This is a genomic window from Olleya sp. AS48, from assembly GCF_038900355.1.
Taxonomy (GTDB): Bacteria; Bacteroidota; Bacteroidia; order Flavobacteriales; family Flavobacteriaceae; genus Olleya.
The window spans coordinates 587,274-608,579 of record NZ_JBBMRD010000001.1 but is presented as its reverse complement, the minus strand read 5'-3'; the positions used below and the strand labels follow the sequence as shown (position 1 = coordinate 608,579).

Sequence of the window (21,306 nt, the reverse complement as noted above, 5' to 3'; positions counted from 1 at the left end):
TGTACTTAGGATTAAATACCCATAGACGTAAAGTACTCTTTAATTTTTGGATAAGAAGGTCTTGGTGCATCAGCATTAACAATATTTCCATTTGGATCAATTAAGATAAATCTTGGAATAGAGTTAATTTTATAACCTGTAACAAAGTCAGATTCAAAAGCATTATCTGCAAATAATTGAATGCCTCCCATTTCTTTTTCTTCAATCATTTTTTTCCAACCGTCTTTAGATAATTTAAAAGATTCCTCTTTACTATCTGCTCTATAACCTCTACCATCATCAGTAGATAAACTAACAAAAGCAATGTTTTTACCTTCGTAATCTTTTTCTAAAGCTTTTAATGAAGGAATTTCTCCGATACAAGGACCACACCAAGTTGCCCATACATCTATATACACAAATTTACCTTTTAAGTCAGATAAAGAGGTTGTACCACCTTTGTAGTTTTCATAATTTTCAAAAGTAGGAGATGGTGATCCTGCAGGAAATTCTTCCTTAAGTTTAATACCACTTAAAACATAACCTTTTAATCCTTTTAACATTGGATCTACTTGCTTTCTAGCTTCTGAAATAATTGTAGAATCTATAGCTTCATTTTTGTCATAATAAGCAAGCATTTTAGTTTTAATACCCTCTAAACTAGCATCTAAATTTGAAGCTTCAAGATTTTTTAAAGCTTCCACATCTACTAAATCTTGTTCAAATTTAATTCTATCCACTAAGAAAGTAGATTTTTCAGCACCTTTACCACTAAATTTAATTGACTCGTCAAACATTTTTGCGTCTAAAGTCATTTTTAAATCCATATCGTTTGCTAAAAATACAGTTGTTTGCTCTTTACCATCGTAAATTCCAAAAACACCAGTAGTTACTTTTAAAGTATCACTAAATGTACCATCTTCCATTACTTTAATTGTTTTTTTAAAGTCTCGACCTTGGTATACAAACAAAGAATCGCTGTTTTTATTTTCTATTTTACCAGAAAAAGTGGCGTAATCTTTTGGAGCTTCTTTTTTACAAGCAACGATAGATAAAGCTGCTAAGCAAACTAATAGTTTTTTCATTATTTAAATTTTTATTTTCTCAAAAATATATAGAATAATACAAGTTTTAAAGTATTTGTTTAATTATTAACAAATACTTGCATATTATTTAAGTTATGATGACTTTTGACCAGACAAAAAATACAAATGAATACAACTCACATTATATCCTCAAAATCTTTAGATTTAGCAACAATTCAATCTATAATTTTAGAACAAAAACAATTGGAGTTATCTTCAGAATCTGTTGATAAAATCAATGAATGTCGTACGTATTTAAATGAAAAACTAAAATCAGAGACGAGACCTATTTACGGTATAAATACAGGTTTTGGATCGTTATATAATGTTAAGATTAGTAATGAAAACTTAACAAAGTTACAAGAAAATCTAATGATGTCTCATGCTTGTGGGACTGGAGATTTAGTACCAGAACCTATTGTAAAATTAATGCTTTTATTAAAAATACAATCCTTAAGTTATGGTCATTCTGGAGTACAATTAGTAACAGTTAAACGTTTAATAGATTTTTATAATAACGACATATTACCTTTAGTTTATACTCAAGGTTCTTTAGGTGCATCTGGAGATTTGTCGCCTTTAGCACATATGTCTTTACCGTTAATTGGAAAAGGTAAAGTTACTTTTAAAGGAGCGATATTAGAGGCTGAAAAGGTCTTAAAACAATTTGATTGGCAACCTATTACATTATTATCTAAAGAAGGTTTAGCGTTATTAAACGGTACTCAATTTATGAGTGCTTATGGGACTTATTTGTTGCTTAAGTCTTATAAATTATCCTATTTAGCAGACCTAATTGGAAGTGTATCTATTGATGCTTTTGATGGAAGAATTGAGCCTTTTAATGAATTAATACATTTAGTAAGACCGCATAATGGGCAATTAGAAACTGCAAGTCGTGTTAGTGCGTTTTTAGAAGGTAGTCAAATAATTAGTCAAGAAAAACAACACGTACAAGATCCATATAGCTTTAGGTGTATACCACAAGTGCATGGAGCAACTAAAGATACTTTAGCTTTTGTAGCAAAAACGTTTGAGACCGAAATTAACTCGGTTACAGATAATCCTAATATTTTTACAAAAGAAGATGAAATAATTTCTGGAGGAAACTTTCATGGGCAACCCTTAGCTTTAGCATTAGATTATTTAAAAATTGCTATGGCAGAATTAGGTAATATATCAGAAAGACGTGTGTTTCAATTAGTATCAGGATTAAGAGGTTTGCCAGCGTTTTTAGTTGATAATCCTGGCTTAAACTCAGGATTTATGATTCCGCAATATACTGCAGCAAGTATAGTTAGTGCTAATAAGCAATTAGCATCTCCTGCAAGTATAGATAGTATTGTATCAAGTAATGGTCAAGAAGATCACGTAAGTATGGGAGCCAATGCTGCTACACAAGCGTATACTTTAATTAATAATGTAGAGCGTGTTTTGGCTATTGAGCTGTTTAATGCGTCTCAGGCATTAGCATTTAGAGCACCTTTAAAATCAAGCCAATTTATTGAGCAATTTATTTTTAGTTATCGTGAAGTAGTACCTTTTATTAAAGAGGACGAAATTTTACATGATGATATCCAAGCTTCAATTGAATTTATTCAAACTTTAGGTATAGATTCTGAAGAGTTATTTTAATTCTATAGTCTTATTTAGTATTTGAATTGCCCAAAGTTTAGCGTCTTCAATATCTGAAAATATCTCGAAAGGTTTATTTAAAAATAAACGTTCGATTTCAGCATTTCTAGCTGCTAGAGTAGTGGATACTACTGCAAATCCTTTTAGGCTTTCAACCTGTGATACGCCTTTATATATTGTAGGATCTACTGCATATGAATGTATCCTATTAGTGATATATACAAATGGATTATTTTTAAATGCTACACTAGCAAAATAGATAATCTCATCGGATATGTCCTGATTAAATACAACACCTTCATTTACTTCAGCAATCATTATATTGTCAGAAACCAATAGCGTGCAAAAAGATAATTTTGTTTTAGTAAAATTCATCTAGTATAATTAATTAAAAAAGCTTCACTTAAATTAGTGAAGCTTTTAATATGATGCAAATATATTTCTAATTTTAAGATTCTGCAGGTTTTTCTGCTTTTTCAATAGCAATAGTAATTTCATCAGTTTTTGTATCTAAATCCATTACTATTTTATCGCCTTCTTGTAATTTTGAAGTGATAATTTCTTCAGCAAGAGCATCCTCAACGTACTTCTGTATAGCACGTTTTAAAGGTCTTGCTCCATATTGCTTATCAAAACCTTTTTCTGCAATAAAATCTTTTGCTGCTTTAGTTAATTTTAGTTTATAACCTAAGCCATCAATACGTTTTAGTAGTTTATCTAGTTCGATATCAATAATCTTATTAATATCTTCTTTTTCTAGCGCATTAAATACTATAACGTCATCAATTCTATTTAAAAATTCTGGAGCAAATGATTTTTTAAGTGCATTTTCAATAACACTTCTAGAGTTAGCATCTTCTTGAGATTTTTGAGAAGCAGTACCAAAACCTATTCCTGTACCAAAATCTTTTAATTTTCTTGCTCCAATATTAGAAGTCATAATAATTATGGTATTTCTAAAATCGATTTTACGACCTAAACTATCAGTTAAATAACCATCGTCTAAGACTTGTAATAGCATGTTAAAAACGTCTGGATGTGCTTTTTCTATTTCATCTAAAAGAATTACAGCATAAGGTTTACGACGTACTTTTTCAGTTAATTGTCCACCTTCTTCGTAACCTACATATCCTGGAGGTGCACCAACTAATCTTGAAATTGCAAATTTTTCCATGTATTCGCTCATATCAATTCTTATCATAGCTTCTTCACTATCAAATAATTGATTAGATAATACTTTTGCTAATTGCGTTTTACCGACTCCTGTTTGACCTAAAAAGATAAACGAACCAATTGGTTTATTAGGATCTTTAAGACCAGCACGATTACGTTGTATAGCTTTAACAACCTTTGCAACTGCATCATCCTGACCTATTACTTTACCTTTTATTAAATCAGGTAGTAAGGCAAGTTTGTTACTTTCGGTTTGCGCAATACGATTAACAGGTACTCCTGTCATCATGCTTACAACATCTGCAACGTTGTCTTCGGATACTATTTCTTTATGTAGTTTAGTGTCTTCTTCCCATTTTTCTTGTGCAACAGCTAATTCTTTTTCTAAGCGTTTTTCGTCATCACGTAAACGTGCAGCCTCTTCATACTTTTGTTTTTTAACAACCGTATTTTTAGTCTCTCTAACGTCCTCTAATTTTTTCTCTAATTCGATTATTTGCTTAGGTACATCAATGTTTGTAATGTGTACTCTTGAGCCAGCTTCATCCAAAGCGTCAATTGCTTTGTCTGGTAAAAAACGCTCAGTCATATAGCGGTTAGTTAACTTAACACAAGCTTCAATAGCTTCATCTGTATACGTTACATTATGGTGATCTTCATATTTAGCTTTAATATTGTTCAAAATTTCAATCGTTTCTTCTACAGAAGTAGGTTCAACAATTACTTTTTGAAAACGACGCTCTAAAGCCCCATCTTTTTCAATATATTGTCTGTACTCATCTAAAGTGGTAGCACCAATACATTGTATTTCTCCTCTAGCTAAAGCAGGTTTAAACATGTTAGAAGCATCTAAGCTTCCTGTTGCTCCACCAGCACCAACGATGGTGTGAATTTCGTCAATAAAAAGAATAACATCGTCATTTTTTTCAAGCTCGTTCATAACCGCTTTCATGCGCTCTTCAAACTGTCCTCTATATTTAGTACCAGCAACTAAGCTTGCTAAATCTAAAGTAACCACACGTTTGTTAAATAAAATACGTGATACTTTACGTTTAACAATACGATTTGCCAAACCCTCAGCAATTGCAGATTTACCAACACCAGGCTCACCAATTAGCAAAGGGTTGTTCTTTTTACGACGCGAAAGTATTTGAGACACACGCTCAATTTCTTTTTCACGTCCCACAACTGGATCAAGTTTACCTTCTTCAGCCATAGCTGTCAAGTCGCGTCCAAAATTATCTAAAACAGGTGTTTTAGATTTTTTGTTACCTTTTGCTCCAGGTGTATTAAATATGTCTTTAGAACCAGAGTCTTCTGCAGAGGAGTCATCCTGAAATGACTCAGCTTTTGGAGCTCCAGTTATATCTTCGAAGTTATCGTCGTTTGTAATCATAGACTTAAATTGTTCTTTAACGTTATCATAATCTACTTTTAACTTATTTAAAAGTTTTGTAGTAGGGTCGTTTTCGTTTCTTAAAATACATAATAATAAATGTGCAGTATTTATTGATGTACTTTGAAACAGTTTTGCTTCTAGAAAAGTAGTCTTAAGCGCACGTTCTGCCTGACGTGTTAAGTGCAAGTTTTTCTTTTCGTTAGAAATTATTGTGGTATTAGGATTAGCAGGACTTAATATTTCAACTTTTCGTCTTAAATGATTTAAATCAATATCCAACGCATTTAAAATATTTATTGCTTTTCCGTTTCCGTCTCTTAATAAACCAAGCATTAAGTGTTCCGTGCCTATAAAGTCGTGTCCTAAGCGCAATGCTTCCTCTTTACTATAGGCAATGACGTCTTTTACTCTTGGTGAAAAATTATCATCCATATATTTATTCCTTTCAGCTTTAAAAATAGTAAACATAATTAGTAATGGCAAAAACTATACCTTAAATAATATGTTAATTAATTGAGGTTTGAAAGTAGTGAATATTTCAAAATAAAGCACAATTGAGTTATTAACTAAAAAGGAGTAGGTAATTGTTAATAAAAAACATCAAAAAATAGACTTAAAAGGCTTACCGTTACTAATGAAAGTTTTATATTAGCGTGTTTTGAAATAATGAATAAAACTAATTAAATTTATATATGGCAGAAGGAGAAAAGGTCATTCCAATTAATATTGAAGATGAAATGAAGTCGGCTTACATTGATTATTCAATGTCAGTCATTGTGTCACGTGCTTTACCAGATGTTAGAGATGGTTTAAAACCAGTACATAGACGTGTACTTTACGGTATGCATGAACTGGGTGTTAGAGCAAGTTCCGCACATAAAAAGTCAGCAAGAATAGTTGGAGAGGTTTTAGGAAAGTATCATCCACATGGAGATACATCAGTTTATGACGCAATGGTACGTATGGCTCAAGAGTGGAGTTTACGTTACATGTTAGTAGACGGTCAAGGTAACTTTGGGTCTGTGGATGGAGATAGTCCAGCTGCAATGCGTTATACAGAAGCACGTATGCGCAAGATATCTGAAGACATGTTGGCAGATATTGATAAAGAAACTGTAGATCATAAATTAAATTTTGACGATACTTTAGAAGAACCGACTGTTTTACCAACTCGTATTCCAGGACTTTTAGTTAATGGAGCATCTGGTATTGCTGTAGGTATGGCTACTAATATGCCACCTCATAACTTAACAGAAGTGGTTGATGGTACAATTGCCTATATTGAAAATAATGATATTGAAATTGACGAATTAATCACACATATTAAAGCTCCAGATTTTCCAACAGGAGGTACAATCTATGGATATGATGGTGTAAAAGAGGCTTTTCATACTGGTAGAGGACGTATTGTAATGCGTGGTAATGCTAATATTGAAGAAGTTCAAGGTAGAGAGTGCATTATTGTCACAGAAATACCATACCAAGTCAATAAGGCAGACATGATTAAAAAAACTGCCGATTTAGTTAACGAGAAAAAACTTGAAGGAATAGCAACTATTAGAGATGAGTCTGATAGAAACGGTATGCGTATTGTTTACGTGTTAAAGCGTGATGCAATTCCTAATATTGTATTAAATAAACTATACAAGTATACAGCACTACAGTCTTCTTTCAGTGTAAATAATATTGCTTTAGTTAACGGTCGACCACAATTATTGAATCTAAAAGAATTGATTCACTATTTTGTTGAGCACAGACATGAAGTAGTTGTTAGACGTACGACTTATGAGTTGCGTAAAGCTGAAGAAAGAGCACATATATTAGAAGGACTTATTATTGCATCTGATAATATAGACGAAGTAATTGCGATTATTAGAGCTTCTAATAACGCAGACGAAGCAAGAAACAACTTAATAGAACGTTTTAAACTTTCAGAAATACAAGCAAAAGCTATTGTAGAGATGCGTCTACGCCAATTAACTGGTCTAGAGCAAGACAAGTTACGTAGTGAGTATGAAGAGATAATGAAAACTATTGAAGACCTTAAAGATATTCTGGATAAAAAAGATCGCAGAATGGAAATTATTAAGGATGAATTAATAGTTGTTAAAGAAAAATATGGAGATGAACGTCGCTCTGTAATAGAATATGCAGGTGGAGATTTAAGCATCGAGGATATGATACCTGATGCACAAGTAGTAATTACTATTTCGCACGCAGGTTATATTAAACGAACGTCTTTAACAGAATACAAAACACAAAATAGAGGAGGAGTAGGACAAAAAGCATCTACAACTAGAAATGAAGATTTCTTAGAACATTTATTTGTTGGTACAAATCACCAATATATGTTATTCTTCACTCAAAAAGGTAAATGTTTCTGGATGCGTGTTTACGAAATACCAGAAGGAAGTAAAACCTCTAAAGGTAGAGCAATCCAAAACCTAATAAATATTGAGCAAGACGACAAAGTAATGGCGTTTATTTGTACTCAAGATTTAAAAGACGAAGACTACATCAATAGTCATTATGTAATAATGGCAACTAAAAAAGGTCAAGTTAAAAAGACTGCTTTAGAGCAATATTCTAGACCAAGAACTAATGGTATTAATGCCATTACTATTAAAGAGGATGACGAGTTACTAGAAGCTAAATTAACTACCGGAAACAGTCAAGTAATGATAGCACTTAAATCTGGTAAAGCCATTAGATTTGAAGAAGCTAAAACTAGACCAATGGGTAGAAATGCATCTGGTGTTAGAGGTATAACTTTAGCACATCCAAAAGATGAGGCAATTGGTATGGTAATCGTAGAAAATCCACAAGAAGAAACAGTTCTTGTAGTTTCTGAAAACGGTTATGGTAAACGTACTTATATAGATGATCCAGAAGATGGAGAAGCGGTTTATAGAATAACAAATAGAGGAGGTAAAGGAGTTAAAACCATCTCGATTTCTGAAAAAACAGGAGATTTAGTATCTATCAAAACAGTAACAGATACTGATGATTTAATGATTATAAATAAATCTGGAATTGCAATACGTATGGCTGTAGAGAGTTTACGTACTATGGGTAGAGCAACTCAAGGTGTAAAATTAATTAACCTAAAAGGAAAAGACTCAATAGCAGCAGTTGCAAAAGTAATGAAGGACGATGAAGAAGAATTAGATGAAAATTTGGAAGGTCTAGAAAACAGTACAGATGCTGAAGATGTCACAACTATTGATATTACAGAAGAAGAATAATTTTAAATTTAACAATTAAAAAAAAACTAATAATGAAAAAACAATTAATTCTTGCGATAGCATTACTTGTAACAGTGTTTTCTTTTGCTCAGAAAAAAGAAGTAAAAGCTTTAGAAAAGGCTGTAAATAAAAATAATTATGCTGAAGCTAAAAGCTTAATCACGCAATTAGAACCTATGATAGGATCTATGGACGATAAATTAAAAGATAAGTATTATTTAGCTGCAGCAAATGCATATTTTGCTAATGGAACTTCTAGTGCTGAGGATGTTTTAAAAGCGACAACACTTTTAGATAAAGTAACAGAAAATAATAGTGATGTAACTGTTTTAAGACAAGATATTGAAAATGACCTATTAACTAAGGCTAATGGTTTTTTTACGACTAAAGAGTTTGGTAAAGCAGCAGTTGCTTTTGAAAATCTTTATAATGTAAATAAGGAAGAGCAAACGTACTTATATTATGCTGCTTCTAGTGCTATTAACAATCAAGATATGGATGGTGCTTTAAAATACTATTTACAACTTAATGATTTAGGTTATACAGGTGTTGGGACAGAGTATTTTGCAACAAACAAAGCAAATGGAGAAGAAGAGATTTTAGAAAAAAATGCTAGAGATAACTACGTAAAACTTGGAACACACGAAAATCCAGGCGAAAGACAAACAGAATCTAGAGCAGGTGAAATCACTAAAAATATTGCTTTAATTTACGCTAATAAAGGTGAAAATGATAAAGCATTAGAGGCTATTGCTACAGCAAAAAAGAACAATCCGGAAGATGTCAACTTAATTATTAGTGAAGCTAATATTTATAATAAGATAGGTAATACCGCTAAGTTCCAAGAGTTATTACAAGAAGCTGCTTTAAAAGTACCTAATGATCCTACAATCCATTATAACATTGGTGTTGTGTACATGAATAGTAACGAGATAGCAAAAGCTAGAAAGTCTTTTGAAAAGGTATTAGAATTAGATCCAACAAATTCTGACGCTGCATTAAACTTATCAACTTCATACATTACAGAAGGTAATGCATTAATTGAGCAAATGAATAGTTTAGGAACTAGTAAAGCTGATAATTTAAAATATGATCAATTAAAAAATCAAAAAGGTCAGTTATTTAATGATGGTGCAAATACGTTATTAAATTACATAAAAATAGATCCAAAAGCTCCAGATTCAATATACGAGCAATTGGCTAATATATATAATGCTTTAGGTGAAACTGAAAAAGCTAAAGAAGCTAAAAGCCATATTAATAAATAGTAGTATTTATTAAGTAGAATAAAAAAAAGCCTTCATTAATGAAGGCTTTTTTATGTTATATAATCTTTTTAATAACCCTAAGTTTATGGGTATGCATTCGTTTATCAGAATTATAAATACCACTGTGATCTAAACGGTCAATTCTTACTTTACCATGAGCATGGATGATGTAATTGTCTTTCATTATAATACCAACATGTGTTATAACACCTTCATTATTATCAAAAAAAGCTAAATCACCAGGTTCACTCTCTTCAATAAAGCTTAAAGCTTCACCTTGACTTGCTTGTTGCGAAGCATCGCGTAATAGTTTATAACCATTTAATTTATAAACCATTTGAGTAAAACCACTACAATCAATTCCAAAAGGTGTTTTTCCTCCCCAAAGATAAGGTGAATTAAGATATTTAAATGCAGTAGAAATTATTTCAGATTTAGGATTTTGTTTGTCAACATAAACACCTTCATAAGTATGGTTTAATAACGATAACCCATTTAAAGTTGAACCTAAAACAATCGTATTTAATAGCTGATTTTCGTCTTGAACAAATTCAACTAAATCAGACGATAGTTTTAGAGCTTCTAAATTTAGATTTTGATAGGACGCTTCAGTAATTTCTAAATACTGTTTATTATCAATCCAACCTTCATATTTATCATAGGCTAATCTAATTTTACTCCATTGTTTACGTTGCTCCAAAACCTTAAATAAATCGCCATATAGTACTTGCGAAACTAATTCGCTAGTATCAGATGGTTCTAATCTTAAAGGTAAAATACTTAAATTACAAATTCCGAACTGCATTTGTTGATTTTAGTGACGTTGAATAACCATAGCAGAAGCACCACCACCACCATTACATATAGCAGCAGCTCCAATTTTAGCGTCATTTTGTTCTAAAACGTTAAGTAGCGTAATTAAAATTCTAACTCCAGAACATCCAAGTGGGTGACCTAGTGATACAGCACCACCATTTACGTTAACATTAGAATCGTTTAGACCTAAAATTTTCATATTAGCTAATCCAACTACAGCAAAAGCTTCGTTAAATTCAAAATAATCAACATCTTTAAGATCGATTCCAGCTTTATTAATAGCTAATGGCAATGCTTTAGCAGGAGCGGTTGTAAACCATTTTGGCTCTTGAGCAGCATCTGCATAACTTAAAATTGTTGCAAGAGGTTTTAAACCTAATTCTTCAGCTTTTTCAGCACTCATTAACACCATTGCACCAGCACCATCATTAATAGTAGATGCATTTGCTGCAGTTACAGTTCCATCCTTACTAAAAGCAGGTCTTAAACCAGGTATTTTATCCATTTTAACATTAGTAAATTCTTCATCTTTACTAACAATAATAGGTTCTCCACGTCTTTGTGGAACTTCTACAGGAACGACTTCGTTATCAAATTTTCCGGCTTCCCAAGCAGCAGATGATCTATTGTAACTTTGTATAGCGTAGTTGTCTTGATCCTCTCTTGAAAAGTTATATTCTGTAGCACAAGCATCTGCACAAACACCCATTGCATTTTGATCGTATGCATCTACTAAACCGTCTTTTTGTAAACCATCAATTAAAGTAGCGGGACCAAATTTAGTTCCGGTTCTAGCATGAAGGTAATGCGGAATCATACTCATGTTTTCCATTCCTCCAGCAACCACTATATCATTATCACCTAAAGCAATACTTTGTGCAGCTTGCATAACTGTTTTCATACCAGATGCGCAAACTTTATTAATGGTTGTACAAGGTACTGTATTTGGTATTCCTGCATAAATAGCAGCTTGTCTAGCTGGTGCTTGACCATTACCAGCCTGAACAACATTTCCCATTAATACTTCTTGTACTAATTCTGGTTTTAATTTTATTTTATCTAAAGCTCCTTTAATAGCTATAGCTCCTAATTTTGTAGCAGGTACAGTGCTTAAAGCTCCTAAAAAACTACCTATTGGTGTTCTAGCAGCAGAGACAATAACGACTTTTTTACTCATAATTTTTATGTAATATATTAGTCCCACGAAATTACTAATTTTTTAATAAAATTTAGGTTATTCTTGGGATTATAACTTAATAATAGGGTTATAATTTGTTACATTTGATAAACACGAGATTAAAGTATGAAAGATCAAATTAATACCATTTATAAAAACCATTCTCAGTTTTATAAGATATTATTGTTTTTAGCAACAACATTTTTAATCGTTTTTATTTTTCCAAAAAGCGGACGATTTAAGTATAATTTTGAAAAAGGGAAACCCTGGCAAACCGAAAATTTATATGCACCTTTTAATTTTGCAATTCAAAAATCAAAACTAAAAGTTACAGAAGAGCAAGAGCTTATAAAAGCTCAAACCACTTATTTTTTTGATAAAAACGAAACCATTGAAAAAAAAGTAAAAAATGAATATGAAAATGCTTTCAATAAAACATTTAATGATTCTATTGGTAACTTTAATAAGCTAAAATCTAAAGGTTTAGTGATACTGAATGACCTTTATCAGTATGGTATATTAAATGAAGATCTTAAAATTAACGAAAAAAGTAACGTTGTAATTTTAGTTGATAATGTTGAAAAAAAATCCGCATTATATACTAATTTAAAAAAACAAGGAAATATAAAAGACAACATTGAAAAAGAATTGAAAGAGGAAAATTTATTTAGATATTCAAATAAATTGACAGCTTTGTTTTTTGATATCATACAATCCAACCTATCTTATAATAAAACCCTTACAGATAATGTATTACAAGAGTCTTTAGATAAGATTTCTAGTAATCGAGGTGTAATTGATAAAGGGACCTTGATAATATCAAAAGGAGAGGTGGTAAATGATGATAAATATCAGGTATTAAATTCATTATCAAAGGAATATGAGTCTCAGGTTTGGAGTAAATCTAGCTATAATTGGATAGTTTTTGCATACACCTTATTAGTTGCTTTAGCGTTATTAATGTTGTTATTATTTATTAGAAAATATAGGTTAGATGTTTATAAAAACAATACCAAAGTTACTTTTATATTTTTTAACGTCTTAATTATTGTATTACTTACTACGTTAATCATAAATTATAATTCAGAATACGTCTATTTGGTACCAATAGCAATTTTACCCTTGGTATTAAAAGCTTTTTTTGATGCCAGATTAGGTTTGTTTACACATGTAATTACTGTTTTGTTATTAGGCTCTATTGTACCAAATAGCTATGAGTATATGTTTTTACAAATAATAGCAGGTATAGTTACTATTTTAACAGTATCAGAATTATATAAAAGAGCAAACCTTTTTATATCAGTTGGACAAATTACTTTAGTTTATATTATAGCTTACTTTGCTTTTTTTGTAATACATGAAGCCAGTATTGATAACTTAAAATGGGAAACCTTTGGACTATTTATATTATGCGGACTTGCAACCTTATTTGTGCAACCTTTAATTTATGTCTATGAAAAACTATTTGGTTTAGTGTCTGATGTTTCATTATTAGAATTATCCGACACCAATTCTAAACTTTTAAAAGAATTATCAAATAAAGCACCAGGAACATTTCATCACTCATTAAATGTAGCAAATTTAGCTGAAGCTTCAGCTAATGAGATTGAAGCCAATGCAATGCTAGTTAGAGTAGGTGCATTGTATCATGATATAGGAAAAATGAAATCGCCAACCTATTTTACAGAAAATCAATCCTCAGGAATTAATAGTCATGATGAATTATCGCCAAAAGAAAGTGCAAAAATAATTATTAATCATGTCTTAGATGGAATTGAAATAGCTAAAAGATATAATCTACCTGATCGCGTAATAGACTTTATTAGAACGCATCATGGAACAAGTCAAGTCTATTATTTTTATATGAAAGAAAAGGCTAATAGTGAAGCTGTAAACATCGAAGATTTTACTTATCCAGGTCCAAAACCTTTTAGTAAAGAAACTGCTATTTTAATGATGTGTGATAGTGTAGAGGCAGCTTCCAAAAGTTTAAAAGAACCAACATCAAGTAAAATTGATAATTTTGTTGAAAATATCATAAATAAACAAAAAGATGACGGTCAATTTTTGAATGCTAACATAACTTTTAAAGAAATTGAATCCATTAAAAAAGTGCTAAAACGCAAGCTTGCAAATATTTACCATCTTAGAATTGAATACCCTGAATAATTTTTCAAAAAAAACAGTAAAAAATGTTGTGTACTATAAGATGATATCTTAGATTTGCACCCGCAATTAATTGCAAAGTTCATTACAACATAATTAACGGAGAGGTGCCTGAGTGGCCGAAAGGAGCGGTTTGCTAAATCGTCGTAGGTGGAAACACTTACCCAGGGTTCGAATCCCTGTCTCTCCGCTATTATTTTCTCAAAATTTTTATTTTGATAACCTTTTTCGGGGTGTAGCGTAGCCCGGTTATCGCGCCACGTTTGGGACGTGGAGGCCGCAGGTTCGAATCCTGCCACCCCGACTTTTTATTGCTACGGGCTCGTAGCTCAGCTGGATAGAGCACCTCCCTTCTAAGGAGGCGGTCACAGGTTCGAATCCTGTCGGGCTCACTTAAAGCTTCACTAGAAATAGTGAAGCTTTTTTGTTTTAAATTGATTTCTTATATTTTACTATTCTTTAAGTACTTTTAAGATAGAAGTAATAATTGTTACATCACTTAATAATTAAGCTTGATACCTTTTTTATGGTATTATTAAAGATTCTTAAATTATCAATTAAGTACGCGTTTATTATTTTTGAAAGTTTAAATATTTAATAAATTTATTACCGACGAATAAGGAAAGCAATATGAATAAAAAAATAGCTTACTTAGAGCTTCATTAGAAATAGTGAAGCTTTTTTGTTTTATATGGTTTTTGTGTTCTATTTTTTATCCCAACATAAGGCATTGGTTTTTAAGTTATTACGTGTTTTAATTGCATTTCATCGAAAATTTAAAAAAAAATTATTTTGTTTCGAAAAAAAGATTAATTTTGCACTCCCAAATCGCTATGTAAGCAAAAGTTTACATATAATAATTTTTATAAATGAATAACCTACTTAAATTCGTGGCATGTCTATGCCTTATTTTTTCATCAACTAGTTGTAGTCTAGAACCTTTGGAGGGTCAAAACTCTGGCAATTCTACAAAAATTAGTAATGCAACAGCAACTACTTTTTGTGATAATCAAGATCCACAATCTAGACTAATTAACAATGGAACGATAGCGTATACGTTTACAATTATAGATATTGACCAAAATGTTATTGAAATTTTAAATGTAGCTCCTGGAACTTCATCTTCTTGGTCAAGTTTTAATGAAGGACTAACTATTTTTAGTGTTGATGGGTCTGCATACAATGTATCAGACAGTAAAGTTGTTTTAGATATGTCTACTTGTACTAAAGTAGAAATCGTAATTAACAATTTAAATGAAGTTAATGAACCAATCATTTTAACTTTAGATTAAATTTTTACTGAACTTATTATAGTTTTTGAGTTTTCGAGGATGGTGGTGAAAAATAAATAGTTTTTACCACCATCTTTAATTTTAAACTTATTTCTAATTTGAGCAACTGTTTCAGAAAAGTTTCTTGTGGTAATATTTGCTTGATTTAAGTTTATTTCTTTCTTATAAGATTTTTTATTGTATGCTATTGTTTTGATTATTTTAAAACGTCTTCCAGGAAATTGAATTAAATCATTACTTGTATATAAATGCGAGTGTTTGTGTAGTTTATATATGTTTTTAATACCTGCAATACTATTAAATGCTCCTGATTTTAAAATGGCTGTATTTGGCTCGTATAGATAATTTAAAGGTTGGCTATAAGTAGGAGTAGTTTCTAATTCGTTTTTTAAAGTAAAATTAAAACGCTGTGTATCTTTATTAGTAATATTTATTGTTTTGATTTCTATTTCATTACTAAAATCTTTTTCTAAAATCCATAAAAGCTCTTTTACTTCGTTATTTACTGCTACACAATGAATGTGTTTTACGTTTTGTAATTCGCTAATTCCAGATGTAATATCTAAGATTGGTGACGTTTTTATCATTATATTCTTAGAATACTGAAAAAGCATATCCAAGTTTTCTGGAACATTTGGTAAGCAATCTTTAAGTAAAAAAACTTTACCTTTAATATCATTTCTTCTTGATGGATCAATGTAAATCCAATCTACTTTTTTACCAATAGTTTTTAAAACTTCTAGTCCATCATTTGCATGAAACGTTATGTTGTTTACTTTTAACTTAGATTTATTCTTTTCTACTATTTCAGATAAACTAACGTTTAAATCGCAATGTATTACTGTATCTACTTTTTTTGAAAAATAGTAACAATCTACACCAAATCCTCCAGTAATATCAATGATTGATTTTCCTGAAATTAAATTAGATTTATATTGTGCTGTAACTTCTGAGGATGTTTGCTCTATATTAAGTTTAGGCGGAAAGTATATGTTAGGAGTATTAAACCAAGTCGGTAATTTTTTTTCGCACTTTTTTTTAGATTCAATTTGTGTGATTATATCTTGTTTTAAATTATTATCAAAGGGAATTCCTTTTAAAGCTAAATTGGCTAGGTCAGAATTAATATTTTGATTAATGAATTCTTGTATTTTGGGGTCTAAAATGGCTTTATTAAAATTAGTCATCCAAGCCTTGTGTCAATTTATTTACCACTCTGTATTCTGATAAAAACTCCTTTGATATAACTTTTATTGCTGTATATGTTGGTACTGCTAATATCATACCTACTATACCAAAAAGTAATCCTGCTATGATTATTACTAAAAATATCTCTAAAGGATGAGAATTAACACTTTTAGAAAATATAAAAGGTTGGCTAATAAAATTATCTACAAGTTGTGCGATTATAAAACCAATCATAACATACATTGTTTTTGGTAAAATTACATCGCTAAAATTTTCGCCTAAATTACTTGACATACTTAACAGGATTAGCAAAAAAGCACTAATTATTGGTCCTACGTATGGTATTATATTTAGTAATGCACACAGTGTTGCTATAATTACAGCATTTTCGATTCCAAAAATTAATAGTACGATAGAGTAAATTGTAAATAGTATTAATAGTTGCAATACTAAGCCACCAAAATATCTTGTTAATAAATCACGAATAGTTACAAACGATTTTCTTAATCTTTTTTCATGCTTTTTAGGAAGCACAGTTACTATACCTGTACTCATTAATTTGCTGTCTTTTAAGAAGAAAAAGGAAATAAAAAGCACTGAAAATAATCCTATGCTAAAGCTTCCTAGTCCTGATATAAAATAGTTTAAAAATTCTGGTATAACTCCAAAATTAATTTTGGACATTATTTTAGAGTCTTTGAAAGATTCTTCCACTTCGTTTGTGCTTAAGCCAAAATGACTTATTGCTTCTTTATATAAGTTTTCGATATTAGATTGTAATAAATCTATATCTAATAAAGATAAATTTTGTCCTTGTTCTATAATTAAAGGGATAAATAAACTAATTAACCCGAAAACAAGACTTAAAAATAATATCATGGTAGATACTACAGCCAGCGTATCGGAAAATTTTAATCTATTTTTTAAAAACACGACTAATGGTCGTCCCAACAAGGATACAACTCCAGCTATTACCAAATAAACAATTACAGATTGTATCTTATACACAAACCATATTAATAAGGCTAATCCTAATAGGACAGCACAAGCTTTTAAAATTCCGTTTGCAATTGTTCTTGAAGTCATATATGTAAATATATAATTATTGAAATTTATTTTAGCGAAAACTGTTTAGTAATTTCATATAGTGTGATACTAGTGGCTTGAACAACATTCATGCTACTATTTTGGCCAAACATATTTATATGTACTATGGCATCGCTAATTTTTAGGACTTCTTCGGATACTCCAAAGTTTTCATCTCCTATAATTAATGCGATAGGTTGATTAGGATTAAATTTAACTTTATTTAATGCTTGACTATTTGTAGATATTTCTAAAGAAAGAATAAAATAGTTGTTTTCCTTTAATTTGTTAACGACTTCTAATGCTGATTTATGCATTTCATAATTCACAGACTTTTCTGTAGCACGAGAAGTTTTGGTCATTTTTCTACCTAAAGGAATGTCTGTTCCACAAAATATTAATTTTTCTATACCAAAAGCATCACAAGCTCTAAACAAACTTCCAATATTTGGTGCGTTTGAAACGTTTTGACATACAACTATTACAGGAAATTGTTGTTGTTTAAATTTTGAATTGTAGTGTGTAAGTTGCAAATTTATAGATGCTATTTAATACTTATTAGTAAATAAAGATAATATTAGTTAAAATTAAAATGATTTAAGCTAATATAATTTAAAGTATGTAATAGAAGTTAGGCTTATTCAAATTAATTTTCAAAAGCATATTTAACAATATTAGCTCCCATTTTTAAAGCTTTAAGTCTGATGTCTTCTGGATCATTATGTACTTCTTGATCTTCCCAACCGTCTCCTAAATCACTTTCAAAAGTAAATAGTACCACTAATCTAGTGTCATGATATAATCCAAAAGCTTGTGGTCTTTTACCATCATGCTCATGAATTTTTGGTAATCCGTCTTTAAATAAAAAAGCTGTACTAAAAATTGGATGTGTTATTGGAAGCTCTTCTAATTCTTGATTTGGAAAAATTTGTTTTAAGGCAGCCACTACATAAGGTTGCATTCCATAATTGTCATCAATATGCAAAAAACCACCTGACTTTAAATAAATACGTAAATTTTCAGCTTCGTCATCGTCAAATATTACATTTCCATGACCTGTCATGTGTAACAAAGGAAACCTAAAAACATCACTACTTCCTGCTTCTACGGTTTCTGGTTTTGTATTTATTTTGGTATCAATATTCGCGTTACAAAACTTAATAAGGTTAGGTAGTGCTGTTGGATTACTATACCAGTCTCCACCACCTTTATATTTTAGTATTGCTAAATCTTGACTATGTAAGAAAACAGAGAATAACAAAAATACTATTAAGTGTCTTAGTTTCATAAATTACTCGTTTATAAAAGCAATACTATGACATGCAACTATTGCTGCAGTCTCTGTACGTAACCTTGTTTCTCCCAAAGTTACAGGAATAAATTTATTTTGAATTGCCATTTTTATTTCTTTAACAGAAAAATCGCCTTCAGGTCCAATTAAAATGGTAATTTTTTTATTAGGAAGTACTTGTGATTTTAAAGATTTTTTATAGGTTTCCTCGCAATGTGCAATATAGGTGTCTCCATCAAAATTTTGATTAATATAGTCTTTAAATGTTATTGGCGCATTTAAAATAGGGTAGTAGCAGCTTAAAGATTGTTTCATTGCAGATTGAATTATCTTATCAAAACGTTCAATTTTGACTACTTTTCTTTCGCTATGATCACAAATTATTGGTGTGATGCTGGTAACACCAATTTCTGTAGCTTTTTCTAAAAACCACTCGTAACGATCATTCATTTTAGTTGGTGCAACAGCTAAATGTAATTGATAATTTTTAGGCGCTTGATGTGTGGTGTTTAAAATATTTACAACACAGTTTTTTTGATCTGCAATGGTCAATTCAGCTTCAAATAAATACCCTTTACCATTGGTAATGTTAAGTAGGTCACCTGTTTTTTTACGTAATACTTTAACAATGTGCCTACTCTCGTCCTTAGGAAACGAAAATTGATTAGTATCTGGAGCTATATCTGGATTGTAAAATAATTGCATATCACTTATTTTGCGATTACCTTTAAAACTTTAATTTCCTTAATCTTTTTAATTCTTTCGGTTTTTAAAATAATATAAAAACCATTGCTTTCTTCAACTCTTACAGTATAAAGGGTATCTAGTTTATTATCTAAATTAAAGGCTTGTTCTTCCACTTCTAAAGGCATTTTTCCTTCTTTTAGCCATCCAGAATCTCCACCACGTTTAGCGTTTTTATCCATAGAATAACGCTTTGCTAAATCGTCAAAACTTATACCTTCTTCAAAAGATTTAAATATTTCATTTTTATATTGTACAATTTGTGTCGCATCTAACGTGTTACCATCAAAATAGATATAACTAATACGGTAATGTCTTTCGTCTGTTTTATCTATAACCTTGTAATGTGTTGTGTTAAATTCCGATTTAACGACCTCTGTACCACCAACACTAGTATTCATTAATTTTGTAGCTAGTTTGGTTTTGTGCTTTTCTTCGTTAAAAATTAAAATTTTATTTTTTCTAGATTTTTTACTTACCAAAAATTTTTCAGCTTGTTCTACCGTTACAATAGTATCTAATTCTTTTTCTAAATCTTTTTGAGCATATATAGAAACAGTTAGTAAGCAAATAGTAAGTTTAATAAGGGTTTTCATTTTGTATAAAGGAATTTTAATTTCAACAAAAAAACAAAATTAAAGTTTAAATGAAGATAAATTATTGCTTTTAGTACTATCGCAATTATATTTTAAGTCTAGAGTTGGCCATAACATTTTGTTCCGCAAAGTCACCATCTAAAAATTTTAGGTAGCCAACAATAGCTATCATAGCTGCATTGTCTGTGGTAAATTCAAATTTAGGCACGTAGGTTGTCCAACCATGCTTGGTTTCGGCATCTTTTAACGCTTGTCTAATTCCGCTATTTGCAGATACGCCACCACCTATGGCAATATGTTTAATATCTGTTAATTTAACTGCTTTTTTTAACTTGTCTGTCAGAATACCAATTATAGTATATTGTATAGATGCACAGATGTCGTTAAGGTTTTCTGCTATAAAATTAGGGTTAAGTTTAACTTGTTTTTGGATAAAGTACAATACAGCAGTCTTAAAACCTGAAAAACTAAAATTAAGTCCATCCACTCTAGGTTTAGTAAAAGGGAAGGCTTTAGGATTACCTAGTTGTGCAAGTTTGTCTATTTGTGGACCAGCAGGATAGCCTAATCCTAATATTTTACCACTTTTATCAAATGCTTCTCCAACAGCATCATCAATAGTTTCTCCAATAACTTCCATATCAAAGTAATGTTTGACTTTTACAATCTGTGTGTGTCCACCAGAGATAGTCATGGCTAAAAACGGAAATGGAGGCTTTTTAAAACCGTCCTCTTCAATAAAATGCGCCAATATATGTGCTTGCATATGGTTTACATCAATTAAAGGGATATCTAATCCAAAAGCTAACGATTTTGCAAACGATGTACCTACAAGTAGGCTACCCATTAATCCTGGGCCTTTTGTAAAAGCAATAGCACTAAGTTGGTCTTTAGTAATTCCGGCTTGCTTTAAAGCATGATCTACTACAGGTACAATATTTTGTTGATGCGCTCTAGAGGCTAATTCTGGTACAACACCACCATAGGCTTCATGTATTTTTTGACTGGCAATAACGTTGCTTAATATTTTTCCGTTTAGGATTACAGAAGCAGCTGTATCATCACAAGAACTTTCAATTCCGAGTATATAAATATTTTGTGAAGTCATTAGTTATTTTTAGGCATAATAATTGTTAATTTTGATGAAATGTTTAACAACTCAATTA

At 30.7% G+C, this 21,306-nt stretch carries 17 protein-coding genes and 3 tRNA genes; 8 read left to right on the top strand and 12 right to left on the bottom strand.

The window, feature by feature from the left end:
• Nucleotides 1-11: 11 nt before the first annotated feature.
• Nucleotides 12-1,064: a TlpA disulfide reductase family protein gene (locus tag WNY60_RS02865; protein WP_339809253.1), complete on the bottom strand. Its 1,053-nt coding sequence runs from the start codon at nucleotides 1,062-1,064 to the stop codon at nucleotides 12-14.
• A gap of 126 nt (nucleotides 1,065-1,190) precedes the next feature.
• Between WNY60_RS02865 and hutH the strand changes: the two genes are divergently transcribed.
• A complete protein-coding gene (hutH, locus tag WNY60_RS02860) occupies nucleotides 1,191-2,699 on the top strand; it encodes a histidine ammonia-lyase (protein WP_339809252.1) in 1,509 nt (502 codons plus the stop codon).
• Here the strand turns inward: hutH and WNY60_RS02855 are convergent.
• Both WNY60_RS02855 and WNY60_RS02850 read right to left on the bottom strand, forming a co-directional pair.
• The gene (locus WNY60_RS02855) at nucleotides 2,691-3,074 is read right to left on the bottom strand and encodes a hypothetical protein (protein WP_145001601.1); all 384 of its coding nucleotides are present in this window, start codon (nucleotides 3,072-3,074) and stop codon (nucleotides 2,691-2,693) included. The two genes, hutH and WNY60_RS02855, sit on opposite strands and share 9 nt — an antisense overlap.
• Before the next feature lie 73 nt (nucleotides 3,075-3,147).
• Nucleotides 3,148-5,703: an ATP-dependent Clp protease ATP-binding subunit gene (locus WNY60_RS02850; RefSeq protein WP_145006604.1), complete on the bottom strand. Its 2,556-nt coding sequence runs from the start codon at nucleotides 5,701-5,703 to the stop codon at nucleotides 3,148-3,150.
• 260 nt (nucleotides 5,704-5,963) lie between these two features.
• Between WNY60_RS02850 and gyrA the strand changes: the two genes are divergently transcribed.
• Both gyrA and WNY60_RS02840 read left to right on the top strand, forming a co-directional pair.
• On the top strand, nucleotides 5,964-8,516 hold the full coding sequence (gyrA, locus tag WNY60_RS02845) for a DNA gyrase subunit A (protein WP_342861465.1): 2,553 nt from the start codon (nucleotides 5,964-5,966) through the stop codon (nucleotides 8,514-8,516).
• Between the two features lie 32 nt (nucleotides 8,517-8,548).
• The gene (locus WNY60_RS02840) at nucleotides 8,549-9,784 is read left to right on the top strand and encodes a tetratricopeptide repeat protein (RefSeq protein ID WP_342861464.1); all 1,236 of its coding nucleotides are present in this window, start codon (nucleotides 8,549-8,551) and stop codon (nucleotides 9,782-9,784) included.
• A 55-nt stretch (nucleotides 9,785-9,839) separates the two neighbouring features.
• Here the strand turns inward: WNY60_RS02840 and WNY60_RS02835 are convergent, their stop codons facing one another.
• Complete coding sequence (locus WNY60_RS02835; RefSeq protein WP_339809245.1) at nucleotides 9,840-10,589, bottom strand: C40 family peptidase; 750 nt, start codon at nucleotides 10,587-10,589, stop codon at nucleotides 9,840-9,842.
• Nucleotides 10,590-10,598: 9 nt separating this feature from the next.
• Nucleotides 10,599-11,777 (bottom strand): acetyl-CoA C-acyltransferase, encoded by a 1,179-nt coding sequence (locus tag WNY60_RS02830; RefSeq protein ID WP_342861463.1) that lies wholly within the window; start codon nucleotides 11,775-11,777, stop codon nucleotides 10,599-10,601.
• A gap of 126 nt (nucleotides 11,778-11,903) precedes the next feature.
• Here WNY60_RS02830 and WNY60_RS02825 point away from each other — a divergent pair, with 126 nt between their 5' ends.
• The 5 genes from WNY60_RS02825 (at nucleotide 11,904) to WNY60_RS02805 (ending at nucleotide 15,235) form a co-directional block, all read left to right on the top strand.
• Entirely contained in the window at nucleotides 11,904-13,946 is a 2,043-nt protein-coding gene (locus tag WNY60_RS02825) for an HDIG domain-containing metalloprotein (protein WP_145001606.1), read from the top strand.
• 98 nt (nucleotides 13,947-14,044) lie between these two features.
• Nucleotides 14,045-14,133, top strand: a tRNA-Ser gene (locus WNY60_RS02820).
• A gap of 39 nt (nucleotides 14,134-14,172) precedes the next feature.
• Nucleotides 14,173-14,247, top strand: a tRNA-Pro gene (locus WNY60_RS02815).
• A gap of 14 nt (nucleotides 14,248-14,261) precedes the next feature.
• A tRNA-Arg gene (locus tag WNY60_RS02810) sits at nucleotides 14,262-14,335 on the top strand.
• 477 nt (nucleotides 14,336-14,812) lie between these two features.
• Entirely contained in the window at nucleotides 14,813-15,235 is a 423-nt protein-coding gene (locus WNY60_RS02805; RefSeq protein ID WP_339807686.1) for a hypothetical protein, read from the top strand.
• Here the strand turns inward: WNY60_RS02805 and WNY60_RS02800 are convergent.
• The 7 genes from WNY60_RS02800 to tsaD all read right to left on the bottom strand — a co-directional run bounded on the left by WNY60_RS02800 (nucleotide 15,232) and on the right by tsaD (nucleotide 21,248).
• The gene (locus WNY60_RS02800) at nucleotides 15,232-16,422 is read right to left on the bottom strand and encodes a class I SAM-dependent methyltransferase (RefSeq protein WP_342861460.1); all 1,191 of its coding nucleotides are present in this window, start codon (nucleotides 16,420-16,422) and stop codon (nucleotides 15,232-15,234) included. The genes WNY60_RS02805 and WNY60_RS02800 overlap by 4 nt on opposite strands.
• Nucleotides 16,415-17,509 carry an AI-2E family transporter gene (locus WNY60_RS02795; RefSeq protein WP_145001609.1) on the bottom strand — a complete coding sequence of 365 codons (1,095 nt, stop codon included), beginning with the start codon at nucleotides 17,507-17,509 and terminating at the stop codon, nucleotides 16,415-16,417. The genes WNY60_RS02800 and WNY60_RS02795 overlap by 8 nt, the downstream gene beginning before the upstream one ends.
• Nucleotides 17,510-17,535: 26 nt before the next feature.
• Nucleotides 17,536-18,042: a TrmH family RNA methyltransferase gene (locus tag WNY60_RS02790; protein WP_342861459.1), complete on the bottom strand. Its 507-nt coding sequence runs from the start codon at nucleotides 18,040-18,042 to the stop codon at nucleotides 17,536-17,538.
• Between the two features lie 113 nt (nucleotides 18,043-18,155).
• Nucleotides 18,156-18,797 (bottom strand): DUF4159 domain-containing protein, encoded by a 642-nt coding sequence (locus WNY60_RS02785; protein WP_145001611.1) that lies wholly within the window; start codon nucleotides 18,795-18,797, stop codon nucleotides 18,156-18,158.
• Nucleotides 18,798-18,800: 3 nt separating this feature from the next.
• On the bottom strand, nucleotides 18,801-19,505 hold the full coding sequence (locus WNY60_RS02780) for a 16S rRNA (uracil(1498)-N(3))-methyltransferase (protein ID WP_342861457.1): 705 nt from the start codon (nucleotides 19,503-19,505) through the stop codon (nucleotides 18,801-18,803).
• A gap of 5 nt (nucleotides 19,506-19,510) precedes the next feature.
• Nucleotides 19,511-20,140 (bottom strand): peptidylprolyl isomerase, encoded by a 630-nt coding sequence (locus WNY60_RS02775; RefSeq protein WP_145001613.1) that lies wholly within the window; start codon nucleotides 20,138-20,140, stop codon nucleotides 19,511-19,513.
• 85 nt (nucleotides 20,141-20,225) lie between these two features.
• Nucleotides 20,226-21,248, bottom strand: coding sequence for a tRNA (adenosine(37)-N6)-threonylcarbamoyltransferase complex transferase subunit TsaD (tsaD, locus tag WNY60_RS02770; RefSeq protein WP_342861455.1), 1,023 nt, complete (start codon nucleotides 21,246-21,248; stop codon nucleotides 20,226-20,228).
• Nucleotides 21,249-21,306: the final 58 nt, after the last annotated feature.